The following is a 22,887-nucleotide window of genomic DNA, read 5'->3' as shown; positions in this document are numbered from 1 at the left end:
GCGGGCCGCATCGGTCGAATGCGCGGTGGGTCAGAAGAAGTGCCGCAGGCCGAGCAGCACGGAAAGCTGCTCGTTGCGGCCGTTGAGTGCGGAGCCTTTCGCGGCTGCCGCGTTGGTCGTCGTGTTGCCGAACAGGCCGGACCAGCCGCCACGCGTCCATTCGTACGACGTTGCGACGTACACGTCGGTGCGCTTGCTGAGGCTGTAGTCGGCGACGCCGTACACGGTGCTGCGCGCGCCGTTGAAGCCGTCGGCGAGCGTGCGGTTGTGCATGCCCGCGACCACGAAGTTCCACACGGGCGTCGCGCGCCAGCTCGCGCCGACGGTGAAGAAGTCGTCACGGCGATGCGAGTCGAACACCGAGTTGATCGTGACGGCGGCGGTCGGCGAGCCGGACGCCATGCTCGTGATCGACGCGGTGTCGGCGCCGCCGTTCGACGAATCGAAGCCGGCATCGCGATCGCTGTGCAGGTAGTTCGCGAACACGTTCACGCTGCCGATCGCGGCCTTCGCGCCGGCGAGGTAGATCCGCGCGCGGCGGCTTTGCGTGTCGCGTGTCTGCTGCGCATCGCCGATCAGCGTCACCGGGCCCGATTCGTACTCGACGCCGAGCGACATCGACGAGCGTGCCCGCGTGTCCCCTGCGATTCCGCCGAACGCGTACTCGGCGATCACCTGCATCGGCCCGTAGGTGCCGGTGTAGCTGACCGCGTTGTCGTAGCGCTGGCCGACCAGGTAGACCTGCCATGAATTGGTCGGCGCGGCGCCTACGCCGAGCGGATCGACGTAGTACAGCATCGTGTTGCCGGTCGTGTACTGCCGGCCGAGCGCAAGCTCGCCCCAGCGCTCGTGACCGAGCTTCACGAACGCCTGGCGGCCGAACAGCTGGCCCTGCTGGTCGAGCTTGCCGTTGTTCGCGAGAAAGCCGTTCTCCAGCGTGAAACCGGCTTTCCAGCCGTTGCCGAGCGCCTCGTTGCCCTTCAGGCCGAAGCGGCTGCCGGACAGGAAGCCCTCGTTGCCCTGCTGCAGGCCGATCGTGCGATCGCCGGACGGATTGGTGTGCGTCTGGTAACCGATTGCGACGTCGATGACGCCGTACAGCGTCACGGTGGACTGGGCATGCGCGACACCCGTCGCGCCGGCCAACAGCGCGAGTCCGGCAAGCTGCTTCTTCATGAAAAGGTCTCCTAACCGATATGGGACTGTTTTTTTAAAAGGGGTAACCGGCGCTTATTTCTGGAAGTCAGGCCACGAGTCGATGCCGGCCGGGCCCGTGATCGACGCGAGCGGGAAGGTGGCGTTCTCCGCAAGCGTGCGCACGTCGGTCTTGCTCGCGAAATGCAGCGCGCCACGCTCACCGAGCACGGTGCCCGTCGTGCCGTCGGACAGCAGCGCGGAGCCCTCGGGCAACGCGAATACCTGCTCGGGCGCGTTGATGTCGAGGAATTCGCCGAGACGTTCCTCGCGGCTCTCGCCGTTGTGGCCGGCCGGCTTGCCGCTGATGAAGTGCGGGTTGATCTGGAACGGCGCGAGGCCGAGCGCGCGCAGCGTCGGCGGCTGCACGACCGGCATGTCGTTGGTCGTGCGGATCGTCGGGCACGCGACGTTGCTGCCCGCGCTCCAGCCGACGTACGGCACGCCCGCGTGCACGCGCGCGCGGATCGCGTCGACGATATTCGCGTCGTACATGCGCTTGAGCAGCGCGAACGTGTTGCCGCCGCCGACCGCGATGGCGTCGGCGTTCTCGATGGTCTTGCGCGGGTCGGTGCTGTGATGCAGCGATTCGAGCGCATAGCCGAGCTTCTCGAACACCGGCTTCACCATGCCTTCGTAGGTGTCGAAACTGAACGACACGCCGGCGTAGGGCACGAAGACGATCTTGCGCACTTCGTGGCGGAGCAGCGCGTGGATCTGTTCGGTCGCGTGTTCGAGATAGCCGAGCGCGTCCTTGCGGGAGCTGCTCATCAGCAGAAAGCGTTGGTTCATGGTGGCTCCTGTTTCTGTATCGGTAGTCGGGTCGGGTAGGGCGGGGGTCAGCAGGCCGCCGCGCGGATCAGCTCGGCGACGCGGTCGATTTCTTCGCGGGTATTGAAGTAGTGCAGCGACACGCGCGCCATCGTCGACACGCCGTAGCGCGCGAGGATCGCGTCGGCCATGAAGTTGCCGGCTTCGATGATGCAGTGCTGCGCCTCGAGCGCCGCGACGATCGTCGCGGGATCGATGCCGCGCAGGTTGAACGGCACGATGCCGATGCGGCGCGCCGCATCGCGCGGGCCGTACAGCTCGAAGCCGGGCAGCGTCGCGAAGCGCTCGACCGCATAGGCGGTGAGGTCGCGCACGCGTGCCTCGATCTGCGCGACGCCGATGCGCTGCGCATAGTCGAGCGCGGCGCCGAGGCCGAGGATCGCGGGCACGATCGGGCAGCCGGCTTCGAAGCGCTTCGCGCCGGCGACGAACGACAGCGCACCGGTCGTCCGGTCGTACGCGCCGTTCCACCAGCCGGCGAGCACCGGTTCGAGCGTGTCGATTTGGTCGCGCTGCACGTAGAGGAAGCCGGATCCTTCCGTCGCGCGCAGTGCCTTGCGGCCGCAGCCCGCGAGGAAATCGCAGCCGAGCGTGCGCACGTCGGTCTGGACCATCCCGACGCTTTGCGATGCATTGACGAGCGACAGCACACCGTTCGCGCGGGCGACCGCGCACAGCGCGGCGGCGTCCTGCAGCGCGCCCGACGAGTTCGGCACGTGCGAGAACGTGAGCAGGCGCGTGCGCGGCGTGATGGCCTGCGCGAATGCGTCCGGCGCGAGCAGCCCTTCGTCGTTCGCGGCGATCATCTTCACGACGATGCCGTGCGTCGCTTCGAGCCGCTTCCACGGCAGCAGGTTGCTGAGCATCTCGGTATCGGCGACGAGTACTTCGTCGCCCGGCTGCCAGCGCAGCCCCTGCGCGACGAGCGAGATCGCTTCGGTCGCGTTCTTCGTGAATGCGATCTCGTCGGCCTGTGCGCCGAGGAAGGTGGCGAGCTGCGTGCGCACGGCATCGACGCGCGCATAGGTGGCCTTGCGGAACGCGGGCAGGTAGATGCCGACGCGGCCGGTGTCGCGCAGATAGTCGTTGACGGTGTCGAGCACGGGCTCGGGCGGCAGCGACGCGGCGGCCGTATCGAGGTAGATCGTCGATGCGGTCAGCGGCGTATCGGCGCGGATTGCAGTGATGTCCATCTGAAGTCCTGTTGGTGAAACGGATTACTTGAGCTTGATGAGCGAGCGCGTGAAGCTGAAGAGCGCATCGCCCGCGATCACGCCGCCCGCGAACGCACTCATCTCGGCGATGTCGCGTTCGCCGCGCGTGCGCAGCAGGATGAAGCGGATCGCGAGGCCGATCAGCACGGCGAAGCCCGCGAGCGGCGACGTGAGCAGCATGCCGGTCGACAGCAGCACGCCGAGCTGGCGCTTCGCGCCGCCGAGCCACTGCAGCAGCGCACCGGGCACGGCCCAGATCGCGAGGTCGCGCGCGATGTCCCACGACGAGCCCGCCTTGATCGACGCCGCGTAGACGCGATCGACCGGCGGCAGCATGTCGCGGCTGAAGAAGCCGTGGTGGAACAGCACAACCACGATGCCGGCGACGACGAAGCCGAGCGTCGCCGCGAGGAACTGCTGGCGGCGGCCGGCCATTTCGAGGGCCGGGTCCTGGCCCGAGCCGCGCAGCAGGAACCCGGTCTTCAGGTCGTAGCCCATGTCGGCGAAGGCGGGGCCCGTCGCGGCCGAGAAGCCGACCAGCACCGCGAGCGCGGGCGCCGGGAAGCCGATCAGGATGCCGATCGTCAGCGTGATCAGCGCGACCGCGAAGGCCGGGAACCAGCCCGAGTGCATCGCGGCGATGCCGACGATCAGCTCGTGGATATACGCCGAAAACGCCGCATACAGCACGAACACGATCAGCATGCCGGTCGACATTTCCGAGAAGCCGCCGGTGCAGCCGACGATCACGAGCGCGATCAGCATGTAGACCACGTAGCCGAGGCCGAGGATGCGGCCAGCACGCAGCGGCGACACGTCGCTGGTGCCCGCTTCGTCGATCGGCGCGCGGCGCGCGCGGCGGATCTCGGTTGACACCTGCAGCATCGCGACGATGCCCGCGCCGATCATCACGCCGTGCGGGATGTAGGCCTTCGCGATGTCGACGCCGGTCAGCGCGACCGAGTAGCCGCGGATCAGCAGGCCGAGGCCGAACATCGTCAGTGCGGCCAGGTTGCCGAGGAATGCCGCGCCGAACGCGGACATCGGAATGCCGAGCCACGCGCCGGCGACGCCGACCGCGACGCCGATCCCGAGGAACGCGGCTTTGCGGCCGCCACGGTCACCGGCCCAGATCGCTTCGGCGGTCGCGACGCCCGACGGCCAGCTGCCTGTGGCCGGGAAGATCCGGCTGCCGAACAGCAGGTACAGCATCGTGCCGTCGACGAGCATCGCGGCGAGCGCGCCGATCAGCATCGGCGTCGCGAGTTCGGGCATGCCCATCGCGTACGGCACGCCGATCGGGATCATCAGCGAGTTCGCCGCGCCGAACGTGGCCGACGAGATGGCCGTCTGCACGAGGTTCTGGCGTTCGAGCACGCGAAAGCGCCGCGCGAGTTCATGCGGGATGCGCGAGAACACGATGGCGATCAGCGCACCGATGATCGACGTGTTTGCCGAGATGCCGAGCGACACGATCAGCTGCATGCCGATGATCGCGCCGAGCACGGACAGCACGACCGACACGATCAGCAGCACGGGTTCGGCGAAACGGACGCGCGTGGCGCCGGGCGGGGTGGCGGGCGCGGCGGGTTCGCCGGCCGGCGCGTCTTGAAGGGCGTTCATGGGTTCTCCTCCGGATGCCTGTCGTTTGTTGTGGTGTGCGACAGCGGTAACGGGTGGTGGAACGTGCTCAGCGCATCAGGCTGAGCACGCTTTCGATCTTGCGGCGCGCGTCGTTCAGCGCGTCGAGCAGGCGCGGCACGGCCGATTCGTCGAGGCGCTGCATTGGCCCCGAGATCGCGAGCGATCCGGCGACCGAGCGGCTGCCCTTTGCGGTGAGCGGCACCGCGAGGCCCGCGACGCCGGTGGCCGCTTCTTCGCGGGTATAGACCCAGCCGTTCTCGCGGATCACGTCGAGGCGTGCCTCGATGGCCGCGCGGTCGACCGTCTGGCCGGCCTTCGTCGCACGGGCGAAGACTTCGTCGCGCATCGCATCGGGCTGGAACGCGAGGATCGCCTTGCCGTGCGCGCCCGCATGCAGCGCGAAGCGCTGGCCTTCCTCGATCGAGAAGCGCAACTGCTGGTCGCCATGCGCGATGTCGAGGCACAGCCCTTCGTAACCGTCGAGCAGCGACAGGAACACGGTCTCGCCGCTTTGCTGCGCGAGCCGGTGCAGCGCGGGCTCGACGATCTGCGACGGCGACAGCGAGCGCCGCACGATCTCGCCCATCTCGAACCAGCGCAGCCCGAGCGCGTAGCGGCCCGCGTCGTCCTGGACGAGGTAGCCCTCGGCCGCGAACGTCGCAAGCACGCGATGGACGATCGCGTGATGCACGCCGCTTTCCTTCGCGAGTTCGCGGACGCCCCAAACGGCCTGCTGGGCGGTGAAGTACTGCATCAGTTGCAGCGCGCTGCTGAGTGTCTTGAGCATGATGTTCGTCTCTATATGAGAGACAGTGTCTCGAAATGTGAATACAGTCTGAGCGGACGCGACGACGTCGTGCTATCCGGGTAAACGCGAGATTGAGAGACAGTCCGGCTGGCAAGGCTGAGCGGGCGACTGGGCGTGTCCCGGCGGTCGTTGTGAAGGGAGGAAGCCAGCCGGAGGCGGGTGGGGCGTCGCCTGAAAAACGGGGGGGAATGGCTCGACCGCCTGGCTGGCGGCTGCTGCGATCAGGCCATTAAAAAGGGCCGGTCATTTGTCGGCGGCCGCCGACTCGGTGCATATTGGCGGCATCGTTCGCCCGACCGGTTGCCCATGACGCCAGACAAAGCCCTCGAACTGAAACGCAGCAAGCGCCGCGCACTGTGGCTGCTGCTGGCCGCCGTCGCGGTATTCGTCACGACGATCCTGTTGCCGCGCGGCCCGTGGGTCGATGGCGTCAAGGCCGTGGCCGAAGCCGCGATGGTTGGCGCGCTCGCCGACTGGTTCGCGGTCGTCGCGCTGTTTCGCCGCGTCCCGATCCCGTTCGTGTCGCGCCATACCGAGATCATTCCGAAGAACAAGGACAAGATCGCCGACAACCTAGCGGTGTTCGTGCGCGAGAAATTCCTCGGCCCGGACGCGCTCGCCGCGCAGATCCGCCAGCACGATCCCGCGCAGAAGCTCGGTGCGTGGCTCGGCGAGCCGGCGAACACCGAGGCCCTCGGCGGCTATGTGACGAAGCTGATGAGTTTCGCGCTCGACATGACCGACGACGCGCGGATCCAGTCGTTCGTGCACGACGCGTTTCGCGCGGTGATCGACCGGGTCGACCTGTCGCAATCGGCCGGTGCGATCCTCGACACGCTGACGAAGGACGGCCGTCACCAGGCGCTGCTCGACGATGCGATCGAACAGGTGGTCGACGTGCTCGACAAGGAGGAGAACCGCGAGGTGATCGCGGGCTTCATCGTCGAATGGCTGAAGACGCAGTACCCGAAGGTCGAGAAGATCATGCCGACGCAGTGGTTCGGCGAGAACGGCGCGCGGATGCTCGCGAGCGCGGTGAGCCGCGTGCTGGAAGGCGTGGCGGCCGATCCCGAGCACGAACTGCGGCAGCGCTTCGACCGGACGGTCGTGCGCTTGACCGAGCGGTTGAAGCACGATCCCGCCTTCATCGAGAAGGGCGAGGAGATCAAGCGCTATATCCGCGACGGCGCCGCGTTCAACGAGTATGCGCGCGACCTGTGGGATCAGTTGCGCGCGTGGCTGAAGGCCGATCTCGCGCGCCCCGATTCGACGCTGCACCGGCAGGCCGCGATGCTCGGCGGCTGGCTCGGTGCGCGGCTCTCGGAGAGCCCGGCATTGCGCGCGTCGCTGAACGAGCACGTCGAGAAGGCCGTGCACGAGATGGCGCCGGATTTCGCGGATTTCCTGATGCGCCATATCCGCGACACGGTGCGTAACTGGGATGCGGGCGAGATGTCGCGGCAGATCGAGCTGAACATCGGCAAGGATCTGCAATACATCCGCATCAACGGCACGCTGGTCGGCGGGCTGATCGGGCTCGGGTTGTACCTGGTGTCGCTGGTGCCGCGCTGGGCGGCCGGCTGGCTGCACTGACGCGGCCATCGGCATCGCGCGGTGGCCGCGACGGGCCGCGCCCGCCCATCATGCGTGCGCTTTCGAGCCGTGCAGTTGCAGGCCGAGCGCCTTGATGACCTTCAGGATCGTGCCGAAGCTCGGGTTGCCGTCGTGCGACAGCGCCTTGTACAGCCCTTCGCGCGACAGGCCCGCATCGCGCGCGACCTGCGACATGCCGTGTGCACGCGCGATCACGCCGAGCGCGTGCGCGATGAAGGCCGGATCGTCGCCGCCTTCCTGCAGGCACGCTTCGAAGTAGTCGGCCATGTCGTCTTCGGTTTTCAGGTGATCGGCCGAATCCCACGGCCGGGTGCTGATCTTGTCCATCGGTTACTCCATGTCGAGATGCGCGAGCATCGCGTGCGCGGCGCGGATGTCGGCCTGCTGTGTCGATTTATCGCCGCCGCAGAGCAGGATGACCCAGATCGTTCCGCGCCTCACGTAGTAGACGCGATATCCGGGGCCGTGGTCGATCCGCATCTCGACGACCGGCGAGCCGGCGGACTTCCAGTCGCCCGGATTGCCCATCGAGAGGCGGTCGATGCGCGCCTGGATGCGGCGCTTCGCGACGCGATCCGGCAGGCGGGAAAACCAGGCGTCGAAGACGTCGGTGGTCCGGATGCTGAACGTAGGCGCACTGTAGGGCATGGATTGCAGTGTGTCAACCATGGTTCACATGTCTGATGTGTCGAGTTTCGTTGCCGCTACAGTAGGGCCGCGCGCTTCGTTTGCGTGCCGATTGGCCGTTCGGCCGAAGTCGGGATCTTCCGAATCCGTCTACAATCAAAAACGTCTTTGCCGCCCGTGCGTGCTTGCCGCGCGCGGGCGGGTCCGTTTGTCCTCCGGCTTCCGGAGGCGCCGCCGTGCAGCGCGCGTTGCGCGGCGGGCAGTGCCGTGGTTTGTGTCCAGTAGGTAAAGCGTCCGCGTGCCGTAGGCCGGCGCGCGTTCTGAACGCTGCGTGTCCGTAGGCCGGGCAGGCGGCATCAACCGAGAGTCCCCATGAAAGCATCGGATCTGTTCGTGAAGGCGCTGGAAGCCGAAGGCGTCGAGTATGTGTTCGGCATTCCCGGCGAAGAAAACCTCGATCTGCTCGAATCGCTGCGGCGATCCAAGATCAAGCTCGTGCTGACCCGGCACGAGCAGGCGGCCGGGTTCATGGCCGCCACCTACGGCCGCCTGACGGGCCGCACCGGCGTGTGTATCGCCACGCTCGGGCCCGGCGCGACGAACTTCGTGACGGCCGCCGCGTATGCACAGCTCGGCGGCATGCCGATGCTGATGATCACCGGGCAGAAGCCGATCAAATCCAGCAAGCAGGGCCACTTCCAGATCGTCGACGTGGTCGACATGATGCAGCCGCTCACGAAGTTCACGCGGCAGATCGTGTCGATCGGCAACATCCCGTCGGCCATACGCGAGGCGTTCCGTCGCGCGGAGGAAGAGCGCCCGGGCGCCGCCCACCTCGAACTGCCGGAAGACATCGCGCACGAGGAGGGCGACGGCAAGCCGATCCCGCGCAGCTACAGCCGGCGGCCGGTGGCCGAGGAGAAGGCGGTCGCGCATGCGGTCGACGCGATCCAGGCCGCGCGCCATCCGCTGCTGATGATCGGCGCGGGCGGCAACCGCAAGACCAGCTGCAAGATGCTGCTCGAATTCGTCGACAAGACGGGCATCCCGTTCTTCACGACGCAGATGGGCAAGGGCGTGATCGACGAGACGCACCCGCTGTGGCTCGGCAACGCGACGCTGTCCGACGGCGATTTCGTGCACCGCGCGATCGAGCATGCGGACTGCATCATCAACGTCGGCCACGACGTGATCGAGAAGCCGCCGTTCTTCATGCGTACCGACGACAAGACCGTGATCCACGTGAACTTCCTCGGTGCGCAGGTCGACCCCGTCTACTTCCCGCAGATCGAGGTGGTCGGCGACATCGCGAACGCGGTGTGGCAGATGAAGGAGGCGCTCGCGCCGCAGCCGCACTGGGATTTCGCACGCTTCGCGATGATCAAGGAGCATTTCGACGCCCATCTGGAGAAGGGCCAGCACGACCCGCGCTTCCCGATGTACCCGGTGCGGATCGTCAACGATCTGTACAACGCGATGCCGGTCGACGGCATCGTCTGTCTCGACAACGGGATGTACAAGATCTGGTTCGCGCGCTACTGGCGCGCACACGAGCCGAATTCGCTGCTGCTCGACAACGCGCTTGCGTCGATGGGCGCGGGCCTGCCGTCGGCGATCGCGACGAAGATCGTGCATCCGCAGCGCAAGGTGATCGCCGTGTGCGGCGACGGCGGCTTCATGATGAATTCGCAGGAGCTCGAAACGGCCGTGCGGCTGAAGCTCGACCTCGTCGTGATGATCGTGCGCGACGACGCGTTCGGGATGATCCGCTGGAAGCAGGAGAACATGAACTTCCCCGATTTCGCGATGACGCTGCAGAACCCCGATTTCGTCGCGTATGCGCAAAGCTACGGTGCACACGGGCATCGCGTGGAAACGGCCGACGATCTCGAGCCGCTGCTGCGCGAGTGTTTCTCGTCGCCGGGCGTGCACGTGATCGACGTGCCGATCGACTACTCGGACAACGAGCGCGTGCTGAACCGCGAGATCAAGCGCCTGTCGGCGCAACTCTGAATGTCCCGTTCACAGGAAGGAGTCGTTCCATGCTGAAGGAAACCTATCCGTACTACCTCGCCAACGAAGCCGTCTACGCGAACACCGATCTGGAAGTGACGGACAAGTTCAGCGGCAAGGTCGCAACGCGTGTCGCGCTGGCCGATGCGAAGGCCATCGACGCGGCGATCGGCGCGGCGGTGGATGCCGCGAAGCCGATGCGCGAGCTGCCGGCCTTCAAGCGGCAGGCCGTGCTCGACCATTGCGTCGCGCGCTTTCGCGAGCGCTTCGACGAGCTGGCCGAGGCGCTGTGCATCGAGGCCGGCAAGCCGATCAACGATTCGAAGGGCGAAGTCACGCGGCTGATCGACACGTTTCGCGTGGCGTCCGAAGAATCGGTGCGCATCGACGGCGAAATCATCAACCTCGAGATCTCCGCGCGTGCGCAGGGCTATACGGGCTACACGAAGCGCGTGCCGGTCGGCCCGTGCTCGTTCATCTCGCCGTTCAACTTCCCGCTGAATCTCGCCGCACACAAGGTCGCACCGGCGCTTGCGGCCGGCTGTCCGTTCGTGCTGAAGCCCGCGAGCCGCACGCCGATCGGCGCGCTGATCATCGGCGAGGTGCTCGCGGAAACCGACTTGCCGAAGGGCGCGTTCTCGGTGCTGCCCGCGCATCGCGACGGCGCCGACCTGTTCACGACCGATGAGCGTTTCAAGCTGCTGTCGTTCACGGGTTCGCCCGCCGTCGGCTGGGCGCTGAAGGAGAAGGCCGGCAAGAAGAAAGTCGTGCTGGAACTCGGCGGCAACGCGGCCGCGATCGTCGATGCGGACCAGCGCGACCGGCTCGACTACGTGGTCGAGCGTCTTGCGTTCGGCGCGTACTACCAGTCGGGCCAGAGCTGCATCGGCGTGCAGCGGATCCTCGTGCATGCCGATCTGTACGACGCGCTGCGCGAGAAGCTGATCGCGAAGACGCGTTCGCTGAAGATGGGCGATCCGAAGGATCCGTCGACGTTCGTCGGCCCGATGATCTCCGAATCCGAATCGCGCCGGCTGTCGGGCTGGATGGACGCGGCCGTCGCGGCAGGCGCGAAGATCGTCGCGGGCGGCAAGGTCGATGGCGCGATGTTCGAGGCGACGCTGCTGGAAAACGTCGGGCACGAGCAGGACCTGTACCGGAAGGAGGCGTTCGGCCCCGTCGCGATCCTCGAGAAGTTCGACCGCTTCGACGATGCGCTCGCGCGCGTGAACGATAGCGACTTCGGGCTGCAGGCCGGCGTGTTTACCGATTCACTCACGCATGCGCAGCGTGCGTGGGACGAGCTGGAGGTCGGCGGCGTCGTGATCAACGACGTGCCGTCGTTCCGCGTCGACAACATGCCGTACGGCGGCGTGAAGGATTCGGGCCTTGGCCGCGAAGGGATCCGTTACGCGATCGAGGACATGACAGAGCTGCGGCTGATGGTCGTGCGGCGCCGGTAACACGCCGGTAACGCGCAGGCAGCGCGGTGCCGCGACGGCACTCGGGCGGGCGATCGGGCCGGCCCGCGTGCCGTTTTTCATGGCGCCGCACGCACCGGGCCGGCACCGGGCTTGCCATGTGCCCGTAGCGCGCTGCCCGAACGCGCTCGACTGCGGGTCGCGCCTCGTGATGTAATCGCGCCAAACTGCCGACCGGGGTACGACACCGGAAAGCGCGAATTCATTCTTCACGAGGTCGATTCATGTCTCCCGTCTCGGCATTCAAGCTGGTTTTGTTGTCATTCCTTGCGATCGTCGCGCTCGAATGCATCGCCAAGCGGCTGCGGTTGCCGCCCGCCGCCGCGCTGCTGATCGGCGGCATCGGCATCGCGTTCATCCCCGGCCTGCCGCCGATCAATCTCGATCCCGAACTGGTGCTGCTGGTGTTCCTGCCGCCGTTGCTGATGGATGGCGCGTACTTCTCGGTGTGGGAGGAGTTCAAGCGCAACGTCGGCGGCATCCTGCTGCTGGCGATCGGTGCGGTCGTGTTCACGACATTCGCGGTCGGCTTCGCCGTGCACTGGGTGGCGCCGTCGCTGCCGTGGGCCGCATGCTTTGCACTCGGCGCGATCGTGTCGCCGCCTGACGCCGTTGCGGCGAAGGCCGTGCTCGAGCGCGTCGCGCTGCCGCGCCGGCTGATGGTGCTGCTTGAAGGCGAGAGCCTGCTGAACGACGCGGCCGGCCTCGTGCTGTTCCGCTTTGCGGTTGTCGCGGCGCTGTCGGGCACATTCAGCCTCGGCCACGCTGTCGTGGGTTTCGCGGAACTCGGGCTCGGCGGCGTGGTGGTCGGCATCGTGGTCGGCAAGCTCGTCGTGTGGTTCCTGAAGCTGCTCGACGACGACTATCTCGTGATCACCGTTGCGGTGATCGCCGGCTGGATCGCGTATATCGCCGGGGAAATGGTTGAAGTGTCCGGCGTGATCGCCACCGTCACGGCCGGCATGATCGTCGGCTGGCACCAGCACGAGGTGTTCTCGGCAGCCGTGCGCACGCGCGGCACCGCATTCTGGCAGGTCATCGTGTTCCTGCTCGAAGCGATGGTGTTCGTGCTGATCGGGCTGTCGCTGCGCGGCGCGATCCACCGGCTCGGCGGCTTCGAGCAGGTGCTCGCCACGATGGTGTCGCCGATGTTCGCGGTGCTGGCGGCGGTGATCGTGTCGCGCTTCGTGTGGATCTACGCGGTCGAGGCGCTGAAGTGGCCGGTGCGCGGGATCGCGCGGCGCGGCGAAGCGCCCGACTGGAAAGCCGCGACGATCATGAGCTGGGCCGGGATGCGCGGCGTCGTCACGCTGGCGATCGCGTTGTCGCTGCCCGAGGCAATGCCCGGCCGCGACGTGATCCTGGTCGCGTCGTTCGCGGTGATCCTCGTCACCGTGCTGCTGCAGGGCACGACGATCGGGCCGCTGATCCGGCTGCTGCGCCTGCCGCAGCGCGAAGAACGCGCGGCGCACCACCTGACCGAGCCGCAGACGTGGGCGTACATCGAGGCGGCGCAGCTCGCGGCGATCCAGCCGCTCGTGCGCGACGAGAACGGGGTCGTGATCCATCCGCGCCTGCTCGAGCAGTACACGTATCGCGCGGAATTGACCGAGCGGGCGAAGAACGAGCCCACGTATCCGGCAGAAGTGCGTGCCGCACACTACGACGTCGTGCTGGCCGCGATCAAGGCGGGGCGTACCGAACTGTTGCGCCTGCACCGTTCGGGCCACATCCACGACGAGATGCTGCACGCGCTCGAACGCGACCTCGACCTGCAGGAAGTGTCCGCGCAGCACGCGCGCGGGTAAGGCCGCACGCCTTCGTCATTCCGCCATCGAGCAGCCGGTGCCAGCCGGCCCGAAGCGCGCCCGGGCCGATCGCTGCCCGGCGCGCTTTTTTTCTTTCCCGCACCCGCCGATTGCGCGGATTTTAATCCGGCCCTTGAATGCGGCAGGCAGCCAGCCTTGCAGCGCATGCAAACCTTATCGCGCCGGTGTCGCAAACGTTATCGTCTTTCGAATCCGGAAATGATCTGATTTAACTGTTTCCGTCTCATTCTGCATATTTGGCAAAACTAAACCGGAAGGAGATAGATGCTGTGTTCTAATTTCATTTAGAATCAGCCGGTTATGTTTATTGAGAGAAAGGATGCGGAGGTAATGCGGCCGCCAACGGGGAGAAATCGGCGTCCGGAGCCCTGCAAGGCAGCGCCGACAGGCCATATCGGCGGAATCAGGCGGGTTTTTCAACCGCCAAAATAAGATAGCGTCCAAGTCTGATAAACAACTCCTATGAAAGAATCGATTGGAGAATCGGCGTTTGAAACTGTATTTATGAAAGAATCGAGCGGTGATAATGCCTCGGATTGTCTTGAATCGGGGTTATCGGTCCTTCTCGTCGACGATCAACCGTTCGTCGGTGAGGTGATCCGCCGCGCGCTGCGCAGCGAACATGACATCGACCTGCATGTGTGCACCGATGCGCACCGGGCGATGGCGGTGGCGCGCGACGTGAAGCCGACTGTCATCCTGCAGGATCTCGTGATGCCGGAGATCGACGGCCTCGATCTGGTCCGCGCGTGGCGTGCGGACGCCGGCACCGCTCGCGTGCCGATCATCGTGCTGTCCGCGAAGGAGGAGCCGATCGTCAAGCGCGAGGCGTTCATCGCCGGCGCGAATGACTATCTGGTGAAGCTCCCCGACGCGATGGAGCTGGCCGCCCGCATCCGCTATCACTCGAATTCCTACCTGATGTCCCGGCAGCGCGACGAGGCACTCGATTTCCTGTCGCACGACATGCGTTCGCCGCAGACCTCGATTCTCGCGCTGCTCGACGTCTACCGGACCGAGCACGGCGAGATGCCGGCGATCATGGAGCGCATTGCCGGCCATGCGCGGCGCGCGCTCGCGCTGGCCGACGGCTTCATCCATCTGACCCGCGCGCAGTCCGAGCGCCGCGCGCACGAGGTCGTGAGTCTCAACGAGATCGTGCTCGACGCCGTCGACCAGTTGTGGGAGAAGGCGGCCGGGCTCGGCAGCCGGGTCGCCGCGCACGTGCCCGATACCGAATGCGTGACGATGGGCGACCGCATGATGCTGACGCGCGCGGTCGCGAACCTGATCGACAACGGGTTGAAGTACGGCCCGGCCGGCACGGACGTGCACTGTACGCTGAGCAGCGAGGACGGTGCATGGCTGATCGGTGTCGAGGATACCGGCGCCGGGATCGCGCCGGAGCAGCGCACGGCCGCGACCGAGACGTTCGTGCAACTCGAATCCGCGCATGGCGCGGCGCGCGGCGGCTTCGGCCTCGGGCTCGCGTTCGTCCGCGCGACGGCGGCGCGGCATCGCGGCCAGATCCTGATGCGCAATACGGCGCGCGGCTTCATGGTCGCGCTTCGGCTGCCGGCGCAAGCGGAGCGGTGATTTCGCGGCGCGGCCTGCCGGCGCCGCGCTGCCCGCAGACCCCGATGCGCTCGTGGCGCGCCGTCCGGCGCGCAGGCGGGCGCGGATTTTTTCAACGCAGATTTTATAAAGCCCATAACGAACATGGCCACCGTGACGCCCCGCGCGACCAATGAAAGCCTGCATCCGACGATCGGCGCTGCCCGGCTGACGCTCGGCAATCGCATCCTGCTCAGCTTCGGCGTGCTGTTCGTGCTGATGCTGGTGACAGCCGGCGTGTCCTACGAGCGCCTGCGCGCGATCAATAGCGAAGCCGTCAGCATCGAGCGCGACTCGCTGCCCGGCGTCTACCTCGCGTCGTCGCTGCGCGGTTCGGTCAACGAATCGTTCACGCTGCTGCAGCAGGCGACCTTCGTCGACACAGAGGCCGAAACCGTGCAGCGCGATCTCGCGAAGATCTCCGACGCGCTGAAGGACATCGAATCGCTGTCGGTCGACTACCAGAGCACGACGTTCCGCGACGACGACCGGCAGCGCTTCGCGGCGTTCCGCGGCGCGTACGACCGCTACGTGCCGCTGCTGAACGAAGCCGTGCAGAAGAGCCGCGTGTCGCGCGAGGAGGCCGTCGCCGCATACGCGAAAACGCTGCCCGCGTGGACCGAGGTCGTGCGCAACGCGAACGTGCTGGTGCAGGAAAACCGCAAGTTCGCCGAGCAATCCGCGAAGCTGATCCGCGAATCCGTGCAGGACACCGAAGTCGTGCTCGCGGTCGCGGTGGCGTTCGTGCTGCTGTCCGCGCTCGGTCTCGGCTACGTGCTGTACCGTTCGGTGACCGTGCCGATGGCGCGGCTCGTCGAGGTGCACGACGTGATGCGCACCGGCAACCTGACGCACCGCCTCGACCTGCGCCGCCGCGACGAATTCGGCACGCTCGAGACGGGCTTCAACCGGATGGCCGACGAGCTGACCGAGCTCGTCGCACGCGCGCAGCAGTCGTCGCTGCAGGTGACGACGTCGGTGGCCGAGATCGCGGCGACGTCGCGCGAGCAGCAGGCGACCGCGAACGAAACCGCGGCGACGACGACCGAGATCGGCGCGACGTCGCGCGAGATCTTCGCGACGTCGCGCGACCTGCTGCGCACGATGAACGAAGTGGCCGGCGTGGCCGAGCAGTCGGCGACGCTCGCGGGCGTGAGCCAGAGCGGGCTCACGCGGATGGGCGAGACGATGCGCAGCGTGATGGACGCGGCCGGTTCGGTGAACGCGAAGCTCGCGATCCTCAACGAGAAGGCGCTGAACATCAACCAGGTGGTGGCGACGATCACCAAGGTGGCCGACCAGACCAACCTGCTGTCGCTGAACGCGGCGATCGAGGCCGAGAAGGCCGGCGAGTACGGCCGCGGCTTCGCGGTCGTCGCGACCGAGATCCGCCGCCTCGCCGACCAGACGGCGGTGGCGACCTACGACATCGAGCAGACGGTGAAGGAAATCCAGTCGGCGGTGTCGGCGGGCGTGATGGGGATGGACAAGTTCTCCGAGGAAGTGCGCCGCGGCATGCTCGACGTGCAGCAGGTTGGCGGGCAGCTGTCGCAGATCATCGCCGAGGTGCAGACGCTCGCGCCGCGCTTCCAGATGGTCAATGAAGGGATGCAGACGCAGGCGAACGGCGCCGAGCAGATCACGCAGGCGCTGTCGCAGCTGTCGGAGGCCGCGCAGCAGACGGCCGAGTCGCTGCGCCAGTCGTCGCAGGCGATCGACGACCTGACGCTCGTCGCGAACCAGTTGCGCACCAGCGTGTCGCGCTTCAAGGTCGACGCGTGACGCGCGCCGACCCGCAGAACGGCGCCCACGCGCTGTTCCTGATGTTCGAGCTCGATGGCGAGCGCTATGCGCTCGACGCAGCCGGCATCGACGAGGTGCTGCCGCTCGCGGTCACGAAGGCCGTGCCCGGCGCACCCGAATGGATCGCCGGGCTGCTGATGCGCGGCGGCCAGCCGGTGCCGGTGATCGACGTGCCGATGCTGGCGCTCGGGCGCCGCGCGCATGCGTTGCGCTCGACGCGGCTCGTGATGGTCCGCTACCGCGCGGACGAAGCGGGCGGCGAGCGCACGATCGGGCTGATCGTCGAGCGTGCGACGCAGACGATGCGGATCGACCGCGCGGCGTTTCGGTCGAGCGGCATCTCGACCGCGCGCACGCGCTGGCTCGGGCCGGTCGCGAATACGCCCGACGGCGTCGTGCAGCAGGTATCGGTGTCCGACCTGATCGACGACGTCGCGCGCCTGTATCTGTTCGACGGCCTGCCGGGCCACGGGGGAGAGTCAGCATGAAAGAGTCCGAATCGCGATTTCGCGGCTGGCTGCTGCGCGAGACCGGCATCGACCCCGATTCGCTCGGTAACGATTTCCTGACCCGTGCGCTGACGGAACGCGTGCACGCGCTGCAGGCGGACGGCGAGCGCCTGCCGTCGGCGGCGCGGCCGCCCGTGACGCAGGACGCGCTCGATGCCTACTGGCAGCAGCTCAATGCGTCGGCCGATGAAAGGCGGGCGCTGATCGAGCTGTTCGTCGTGCCCGAGACCTGGTTCTTCCGCGACCGCGAGGCCTTCGCGACGCTCGCGCGGTTCGCGACCGAACGGCTCGCCGCGCTGCCCGGTCGGGTGATCCGCGTGCTGAGCGCGCCGTGCTCGACCGGCGAAGAGCCGTATTCGGCGGCGATGGCGCTGCTCGACGCGGGGCTCGACCCGGCCAGCTTCACGATCGACGCGATCGACCTCAGCGCGCGAGCGATCGAGCAGGCGCGGCTCGGCTGCTACGGGCGCAATGCGTTCCGGGGCACCGCGACGGAGTTTCGCGCGCGGCACTTCACGCCGACCCGCGACGGCTGGCTGCTCGACGAGCGCGTGCGCGCGTGCGTGCAGTTCAGTCAGGCGAACCTCGTCGAACCGGCCGTGGATACCGGCATTCGCTACGATTTCGTGTTCTGCCGCAACGTGCTGATCTACTTCGATCGCGACGCGCAGGATCGCGTGATCCGCTCGCTCGACGAGCGTCTGGCCGACGACGGCATGCTGTTCGTCGGGCCGGCCGAAACGGGCGTCGCGATGCGGCACGGGATGCGCTCGGCCCGCGTGCCGCTGGCATTCGCGTTTCATCGCGAACCCGCCGGTGCGGCGGCCGACGTATTCGCGGCCCGGCCGGCGGCACCGCTGTCGGCGGCCGCGCCGTACCGGCGCGCGGAGCGCTTCACGGTCGCGCCGCTCGCGGCAACGCGCCCGGTGCTGGCGGTCGTACCGCCGGCCTGGCTCGGCGATGCGGGTCAGCCGTTCGCGGCGGCGCCGCCGCCGGCCATGCACACGGCGGCGTTCGACGCACGGGCTGACCTGCCGGTGGCGATGGCCGAACCGGCGTCGTCGCTCGCACCGGTCGCCGAAAGCGCCGCGCCGACGCTGGAAGATGCGCAGGCGCTGGCGAATGCCGGCGCGTTCGACGAGGCCGAGCGCGTGCTCGCGCAGTTCTCGGCGCGCGTCGGGCCGCATGCCGATGCGTTCTACCTGAACGGGCTGATCGCGGATGCGCGCGGACGCGCCACGGAAGCCGGCGACTTCTACCGGAAGGCGCTGTACCTGCGGCCCACGCACCACGAAGCGCTGACCCATCTCGCGACGCTGCTCGACGTCGGCGGCGATCGTGCGGGCGCGCAATGGCTGCTCGAGCGCGCACGGCGCTCGGCCGGCTGACAAGACTACGGGTTGGGAACCGACACCGCGATGACCAGAGGACTTCATGAACCGCGCCGCCGCTGCCATTGACGAGACGACGATCGACGTCGACGACTGCTGGAACCGGATCGGCACGCGTGGCGACCGCACCTGCGAGCGGCTGAACGACTGCCTGCGCTGCCTGAACTGCTCCGTGTATGCATATCACGCGGCGAAGCTGCTCGAGCGTCCGCTCGATGGCGCCGAGATGGCCGACACCACGCGCCGGATGAGCGCGACCGGTGCGCCGCACGTGCACGACGCCGATGCCGATACGCACCACGCGGCGCTGGCGTTCCGCGTGGCCGACGAATGGCTTGCGCTGCCGATCGGCGTGCTGCGCGAGATCGCCGGCACGCGGCCGATCCATTCGCTGCCGCATCGCCGCAATTCGGCCGTGCGCGGCGTGGTCAACATCCGCGGCACGCTGCGCATCGCGATCTCGATCGGCGCGCTGCTCGGCCTCGATGCGGGCAAGGGCGGCAGCGGCGGTGACGATGGCCGCTTCACGCGGCTGCTGGTGGCCGCGCACCAGGGCGAGCCGGTCGTGTTTCCGGTCGACGAAGTCGAAGGCGTGCTGCGCTTTGGCCCATCCGACTGGGTGCCCGTGCCGGCGACGGTCGGGCGCGCGAGCGCCGGCCTGTCGCGCGGCGTGCTGTCGTGGCGCGGCAAGTCGGTGGGCCTGCTCGACGACGACCGCCTGTTCGACGCAGTCACACGGAGTATGCGATGAGCGGCGATGACGACCTGAGCCACCTGTCGCTGCTCGAGCTGTATCGCGAGGAGACGCGCACGCAGACCCAGGCGCTGTCCGAGCGGCTGCTCGCGCTCGAATCGGGCGAGCCCGATTCCGTTGCGCTCGAGGCATGCATGCGCGCCGCGCATTCGCTGAAGGGCGCCGCGCGCATCGTCGGCGTGCCGCTCGGCGTCGATATTGCGGGGCGGATGGAAGAGTGCTTCGTCGCCGCGCAGGCCGGCACGATCGCGCTGACGGCCACGCACGTCGACGTGCTGCTGGCGGGCGTCGATCTGCTGGTGCGCGTCGGCGATCCGCAGGGGCAACCCGTGACGCCGACGGAGATCGACGTGTTCGCGGCGGCGCTGACCGGCGCCGACGGCGCGCAGACGATGCAGGCGCCGTCCGCCGTCCCGCCGCCGATGCCGCCGTCGGTCGTGCCGTATCGCGAGCACGAAGGCGCCGCGAACGAGCCCGTCGGGGCCAGCGCCGCGGTGCCGCCGCTGGCTGTATCGGGCGGGGTGCCCGATCCGGCCCAGGCCGGCCGCGTGGCCGGCGCCGGCGCGATGCGCCGCGTGCGTGCGGATACGCTGAACCGGCTGCTGAGCCTGTCCGGCGAATCGCTGGTCGAATCGCGCTGGCTCAAGCCGTTCGCCGAATCGATGCTGCGCGTGAAGCGTGCCCAGCGCGACGCGGCCCGCTCGCTCGATTTGATGTACGAACAATTCGCCGACGATCTCGACGCGGGCATGCTCGCGTCGATGAACGAAGTGCGGCACATGCTCAACGACCTGCAGCGTTCGCTCGCCGAGCGTATGGACGAGTTCGACCGCTTCGAGCGGCGCAGCACGCATATCGCCGAGCAGCTTTACGACGAGGCGCTGCAGTGCCGGATGCGACCGTTCGGCGACGCGACGCGTGCGTACCCGCGCATCGTCCGCGATCTCGCGCGCTCGCTCGGCAAGCAGGTGCGTTTCTCGATCGTCGGCGAGGGCACGCAGGTCGATCGCGACATCCTCGACCTGCTCGACGCGCCGCTCGGCCACCTGCTGCGCAACGCGATCGATCACGGCGTCGATTCGCCGGACGCACGGCGTGCGCGCGGCAAGCCGGCCGAGGCGAGCGTGACGCTGGAGGCGCGTCACAGCGCCGGCTCGCTGCTGGTCAGCGTGATCGACGACGGCCCGGGCGTCGACATGGACGCGCTGCGCGCGGCCGTCGTGCGCCAGCGCCTGACCGACGACGAGACGGCCGCGCGGCTGTCCGATCCCGAATTGCTCGAATTCCTGCTGCTGCCGGGCTTCTCGATGCGCGATGCGGTGACCGACGTGTCGGGCCGCGGCGTCGGGCTCGACGCGGTGCAGGAGATGGTGCGCGGCGTGCGCGGCGCGGTGCGGATCTTCAACGAGCCGGGCGCGGGCATGCGCTTCGTGCTGCAGTTGCCGCTCACGCTGTCGGTGATCCGCAGCCTGCTCGTCGAAGTGGGTGGCGAGCCGTATGCGTTCCCGCTCGCGCACGTGCGCCGCACGCTCGAACTCGCGCACGACGATATCGACGTGCTCGAAGGGCAGCCGCATTTTCCGTTCGACGGCCGGCGCGCGGGCCTCGTCGCCGCGCACCAGTTGCTCGATGCGGGCGAGCCCGACGTCGCGCGCACGAGCACGGCGGTGGTGGTCGTCGGCGGCGAGCCCGAACTGTACGGCGTCGCGGTCGACCGCTTCCTCGGCGAGCGGATGCTCGTCGTGCAGCCGCTCGACAGCCGCCTGAACAAGATCCAGAACATCGCGGCCGGCGCGCTGCTCGAGAACGGCGACCCGGTGCTGATCGTCGACGTCGAGGACCTGATCCGCTCGGTCGACAAGCTTGTGCGCGGCGGGCAACTCGCGCGGCTCACGCGTGACCCGCAACTCGCGCTCGCCGACCGGCGCCGCCGCGTGCTCGTCGTCGACGATTCGCTGACGGTGCGCGAGCTCGAACGCAAGCTGCTGGAAAAGCGCGGCTACGACGTGACGGTCGCGGTCGACGGGATGGAAGGCTGGAACGCGGTGCGCAGCGATGCGTTCGATCTGGTCGTCACGGACGTCGACATGCCGCGCATGGACGGCATCGAACTCGTCACGCTGATCAAGGGCGATCCGATGCTCAAGCGCCTGCCGGTGATGATCGTGTCGTACAAGGATCGCGACGAGGATCGCCGTCGCGGGCTCGATGCGGGCGCCGACTACTACCTCGCGAAGAGCAGCTTCCACGACGAGGCGTTGCTCGACGCCGTGCATGACCTGATCGGGGACGCGCGCGGATGAACATCGGCATCGTCAACGACTTGCCGCTCGCCGTGGAGGCGCTGCGCCGCGTGCTCGCGCTGCGCACGGACCACCGCGTGCTGTGGGTCGCAACCGACGGCGACGAGGCGGTGGATTTCTGCGTCGCGCATCCGCCCGATCTCGTGCTGATGGATCTCGTGATGCCGAAGGTCGACGGCGTGGCCGCGACGCGCCGGATCATGGCGCGCGCACCGTGCGCGATCCTGGTCGTGACCGCAAGCGTCAGCGCGAACACGTCGTCGGTCTACGAAGCGATGGGCGCCGGCGCGCTCGACGCGGTCGACACGCCGACGCTCGCGCTCGGGCTGTCGACGGACGCGTCGCCGCAGGCGCTGCTCGCGAAGATCGACCAGATCGGCCGGCTGCTCGAAAGCCGCACCGCGGCGCTCGTGCCGCCGGGGCCGGCGCCCGAGCGCGGCCAGCCGACGCTCGTCGCGATCGGCGCGTCCGCAGGCGGGCCGACCGCGCTGACCGCGCTGCTGCGGGCGCTGCCGGCCGATTTTCCGGCGGCCATCGTGATCGTCCAGCACGTCGACCAGGCGTTCGCGCTCGGGATGGCCGAGTGGCTCGACGGCTATACGCGGCTGCCGGTGCGCGTCGCGCGGCAGGGCAGCGTGCCGCAGCCCGGCGAGGTGCTGCTCGCGGCGACCAACGACCACCTGTACCTGTCGCCGCGCGGCGTGCTCGGCTATACGCGGCATCCGGTCGAGACGCCGTACCGGCCGTCGATCGACGTGTTCTTCAACAGCGTCGCCGACGGCTGGCAGGGCGAGGCATTCGGCGTGCTGCTGACGGGCATGGGGCGCGACGGCGCGCTCGGCCTGAAGGCGATGCGTGCGAAGGGCTGCTACACGATCGCGCAGGACGAGGCGACCAGCGCCGTCTACGGGATGCCGAAGGCGGCCGCGGCGATCGGCGCGGCGTCGGCGATCCTGCCGCTCGAACGGATCGCGCCCCAACTGATCTCGCGCATCACGCGCCCGCTGCGCGACTGACGGCGTCCTGGGGGCGCGCGGCGCCATCCCGTGGCCGCATTGCGGGCGGCGCGGGGCGTCGCGTACAATGGCGGCCTGCGGAGATGGCATGCCTCCCTGCGGTCGTATGCGGCGCGTTGCGCGCGGTGCGGCCCTCAACCGCCGGTTAGCCCGGCTGATGATGCCTGCGTGTTCCTGGGTCGTCAGGAGGTCGCAGGCCGTCCATGCGGGTTTCTGCCGCCCAGGTTTTGATGTTCCGTCGA

The 22,887-nt window shown here is 68.1% G+C and carries 18 protein-coding genes and 1 riboswitch; of the genes, 11 read left to right on the top strand and 7 right to left on the bottom strand.

The genetic code is table 11. From position 1 onward, the window contains the following. Positions 1-30: 30 nt before the first annotated feature. The 5 genes from BCEP18194_RS34330 to BCEP18194_RS34310 all read right to left on the bottom strand — a co-directional run bounded on the left by BCEP18194_RS34330 (position 31) and on the right by BCEP18194_RS34310 (position 5,670). Positions 31-1,176 carry a porin gene (locus BCEP18194_RS34330; RefSeq protein WP_011355913.1) on the bottom strand — a complete coding sequence of 382 codons (1,146 nt, stop codon included), beginning with the start codon at positions 1,174-1,176 and terminating at the stop codon, positions 31-33. A gap of 54 nt (positions 1,177-1,230) precedes the next feature. Further along, entirely contained in the window at positions 1,231-1,986 is a 756-nt protein-coding gene (gene pepE / locus BCEP18194_RS34325; protein WP_011355912.1) for a dipeptidase PepE, read from the bottom strand. A gap of 47 nt (positions 1,987-2,033) precedes the next feature. Further along, positions 2,034-3,218 carry an aminotransferase class V-fold PLP-dependent enzyme gene (locus BCEP18194_RS34320; RefSeq protein WP_011355911.1) on the bottom strand — a complete coding sequence of 395 codons (1,185 nt, stop codon included), beginning with the start codon at positions 3,216-3,218 and terminating at the stop codon, positions 2,034-2,036. A gap of 24 nt (positions 3,219-3,242) precedes the next feature. Further along, complete coding sequence (locus BCEP18194_RS34315; RefSeq protein WP_011355910.1) at positions 3,243-4,862, bottom strand: OPT/YSL family transporter; 1,620 nt, start codon at positions 4,860-4,862, stop codon at positions 3,243-3,245. 67 nt (positions 4,863-4,929) lie between these two features. Then, positions 4,930-5,670 (bottom strand): IclR family transcriptional regulator, encoded by a 741-nt coding sequence (locus BCEP18194_RS34310; RefSeq protein WP_011355909.1) that lies wholly within the window; start codon positions 5,668-5,670, stop codon positions 4,930-4,932. Between the two features lie 327 nt (positions 5,671-5,997). Between BCEP18194_RS34310 and BCEP18194_RS34305 the strand changes: the two genes are divergently transcribed. Beyond that, a complete protein-coding gene (locus tag BCEP18194_RS34305) occupies positions 5,998-7,284 on the top strand; it encodes a DUF445 domain-containing protein (protein WP_011355908.1) in 1,287 nt (428 codons plus the stop codon). 48 nt (positions 7,285-7,332) lie between these two features. On the opposite strand, the gene BCEP18194_RS34300 is transcribed toward BCEP18194_RS34305, so the two are convergent. Both BCEP18194_RS34300 and BCEP18194_RS34295 read right to left on the bottom strand, forming a co-directional pair. Next, a complete protein-coding gene (locus tag BCEP18194_RS34300) occupies positions 7,333-7,632 on the bottom strand; it encodes an addiction module antidote protein (protein WP_011355907.1) in 300 nt (99 codons plus the stop codon). A 3-nt stretch (positions 7,633-7,635) separates the two neighbouring features. After that, positions 7,636-7,953, bottom strand: coding sequence for a type II toxin-antitoxin system RelE/ParE family toxin (locus BCEP18194_RS34295; RefSeq protein ID WP_041493359.1), 318 nt, complete (start codon positions 7,951-7,953; stop codon positions 7,636-7,638). A 351-nt stretch (positions 7,954-8,304) separates the two neighbouring features. Here BCEP18194_RS34295 and BCEP18194_RS34290 point away from each other — a divergent pair, with 351 nt between their 5' ends. From BCEP18194_RS34290 to BCEP18194_RS34245, 10 genes are all read left to right on the top strand, one after another. Continuing rightward, positions 8,305-9,945: an acetolactate synthase large subunit gene (locus BCEP18194_RS34290; protein ID WP_011355905.1), complete on the top strand. Its 1,641-nt coding sequence runs from the start codon at positions 8,305-8,307 to the stop codon at positions 9,943-9,945. A gap of 29 nt (positions 9,946-9,974) precedes the next feature. Continuing rightward, positions 9,975-11,408, top strand: coding sequence for an aldehyde dehydrogenase family protein (locus BCEP18194_RS34285; protein ID WP_011355904.1), 1,434 nt, complete (start codon positions 9,975-9,977; stop codon positions 11,406-11,408). 242 nt (positions 11,409-11,650) lie between these two features. Next, positions 11,651-13,234 carry a Na+/H+ antiporter gene (locus BCEP18194_RS34280; RefSeq protein ID WP_011355903.1) on the top strand — a complete coding sequence of 528 codons (1,584 nt, stop codon included), beginning with the start codon at positions 11,651-11,653 and terminating at the stop codon, positions 13,232-13,234. Positions 13,235-13,717: 483 nt separating this feature from the next. After that, on the top strand, positions 13,718-14,851 hold the full coding sequence (locus tag BCEP18194_RS34275) for a hybrid sensor histidine kinase/response regulator (RefSeq protein WP_011355902.1): 1,134 nt from the start codon (positions 13,718-13,720) through the stop codon (positions 14,849-14,851). Between the two features lie 123 nt (positions 14,852-14,974). Then, positions 14,975-16,651, top strand: coding sequence for a methyl-accepting chemotaxis protein (locus tag BCEP18194_RS34270; RefSeq protein ID WP_011355901.1), 1,677 nt, complete (start codon positions 14,975-14,977; stop codon positions 16,649-16,651). After that, the gene (locus BCEP18194_RS34265) at positions 16,648-17,160 is read left to right on the top strand and encodes a chemotaxis protein CheW (RefSeq protein WP_011355900.1); all 513 of its coding nucleotides are present in this window, start codon (positions 16,648-16,650) and stop codon (positions 17,158-17,160) included. The genes BCEP18194_RS34270 and BCEP18194_RS34265 overlap by 4 nt, the downstream gene beginning before the upstream one ends. Continuing rightward, on the top strand, positions 17,157-18,569 hold the full coding sequence (locus BCEP18194_RS34260; protein WP_011355899.1) for a CheR family methyltransferase: 1,413 nt from the start codon (positions 17,157-17,159) through the stop codon (positions 18,567-18,569). The genes BCEP18194_RS34265 and BCEP18194_RS34260 overlap by 4 nt, the downstream gene beginning before the upstream one ends. A gap of 46 nt (positions 18,570-18,615) precedes the next feature. Continuing rightward, a complete protein-coding gene (locus BCEP18194_RS34255) occupies positions 18,616-19,323 on the top strand; it encodes a chemotaxis protein CheW (RefSeq protein ID WP_011355898.1) in 708 nt (235 codons plus the stop codon). Next, positions 19,320-21,629 (top strand): hybrid sensor histidine kinase/response regulator, encoded by a 2,310-nt coding sequence (locus BCEP18194_RS34250; protein ID WP_011355897.1) that lies wholly within the window; start codon positions 19,320-19,322, stop codon positions 21,627-21,629. The genes BCEP18194_RS34255 and BCEP18194_RS34250 overlap by 4 nt, the downstream gene beginning before the upstream one ends. Beyond that, the gene (locus BCEP18194_RS34245; protein WP_011355896.1) at positions 21,626-22,645 is read left to right on the top strand and encodes a chemotaxis response regulator protein-glutamate methylesterase; all 1,020 of its coding nucleotides are present in this window, start codon (positions 21,626-21,628) and stop codon (positions 22,643-22,645) included. The genes BCEP18194_RS34250 and BCEP18194_RS34245 overlap by 4 nt, the downstream gene beginning before the upstream one ends. A 70-nt stretch (positions 22,646-22,715) precedes the next feature. Continuing rightward, positions 22,716-22,819: riboswitch (Fluoride riboswitch) on the top strand. Positions 22,820-22,887: the final 68 nt, after the last annotated feature.

Source organism: Burkholderia lata, assembly GCF_000012945.1.
GTDB classification, from domain to species: Bacteria; Pseudomonadota; Gammaproteobacteria; order Burkholderiales; family Burkholderiaceae; genus Burkholderia; species Burkholderia lata.
The sequence above is the reverse complement of the archived record's forward strand: the minus strand, read 5'-3'. Positions and strand labels throughout refer to the sequence as shown.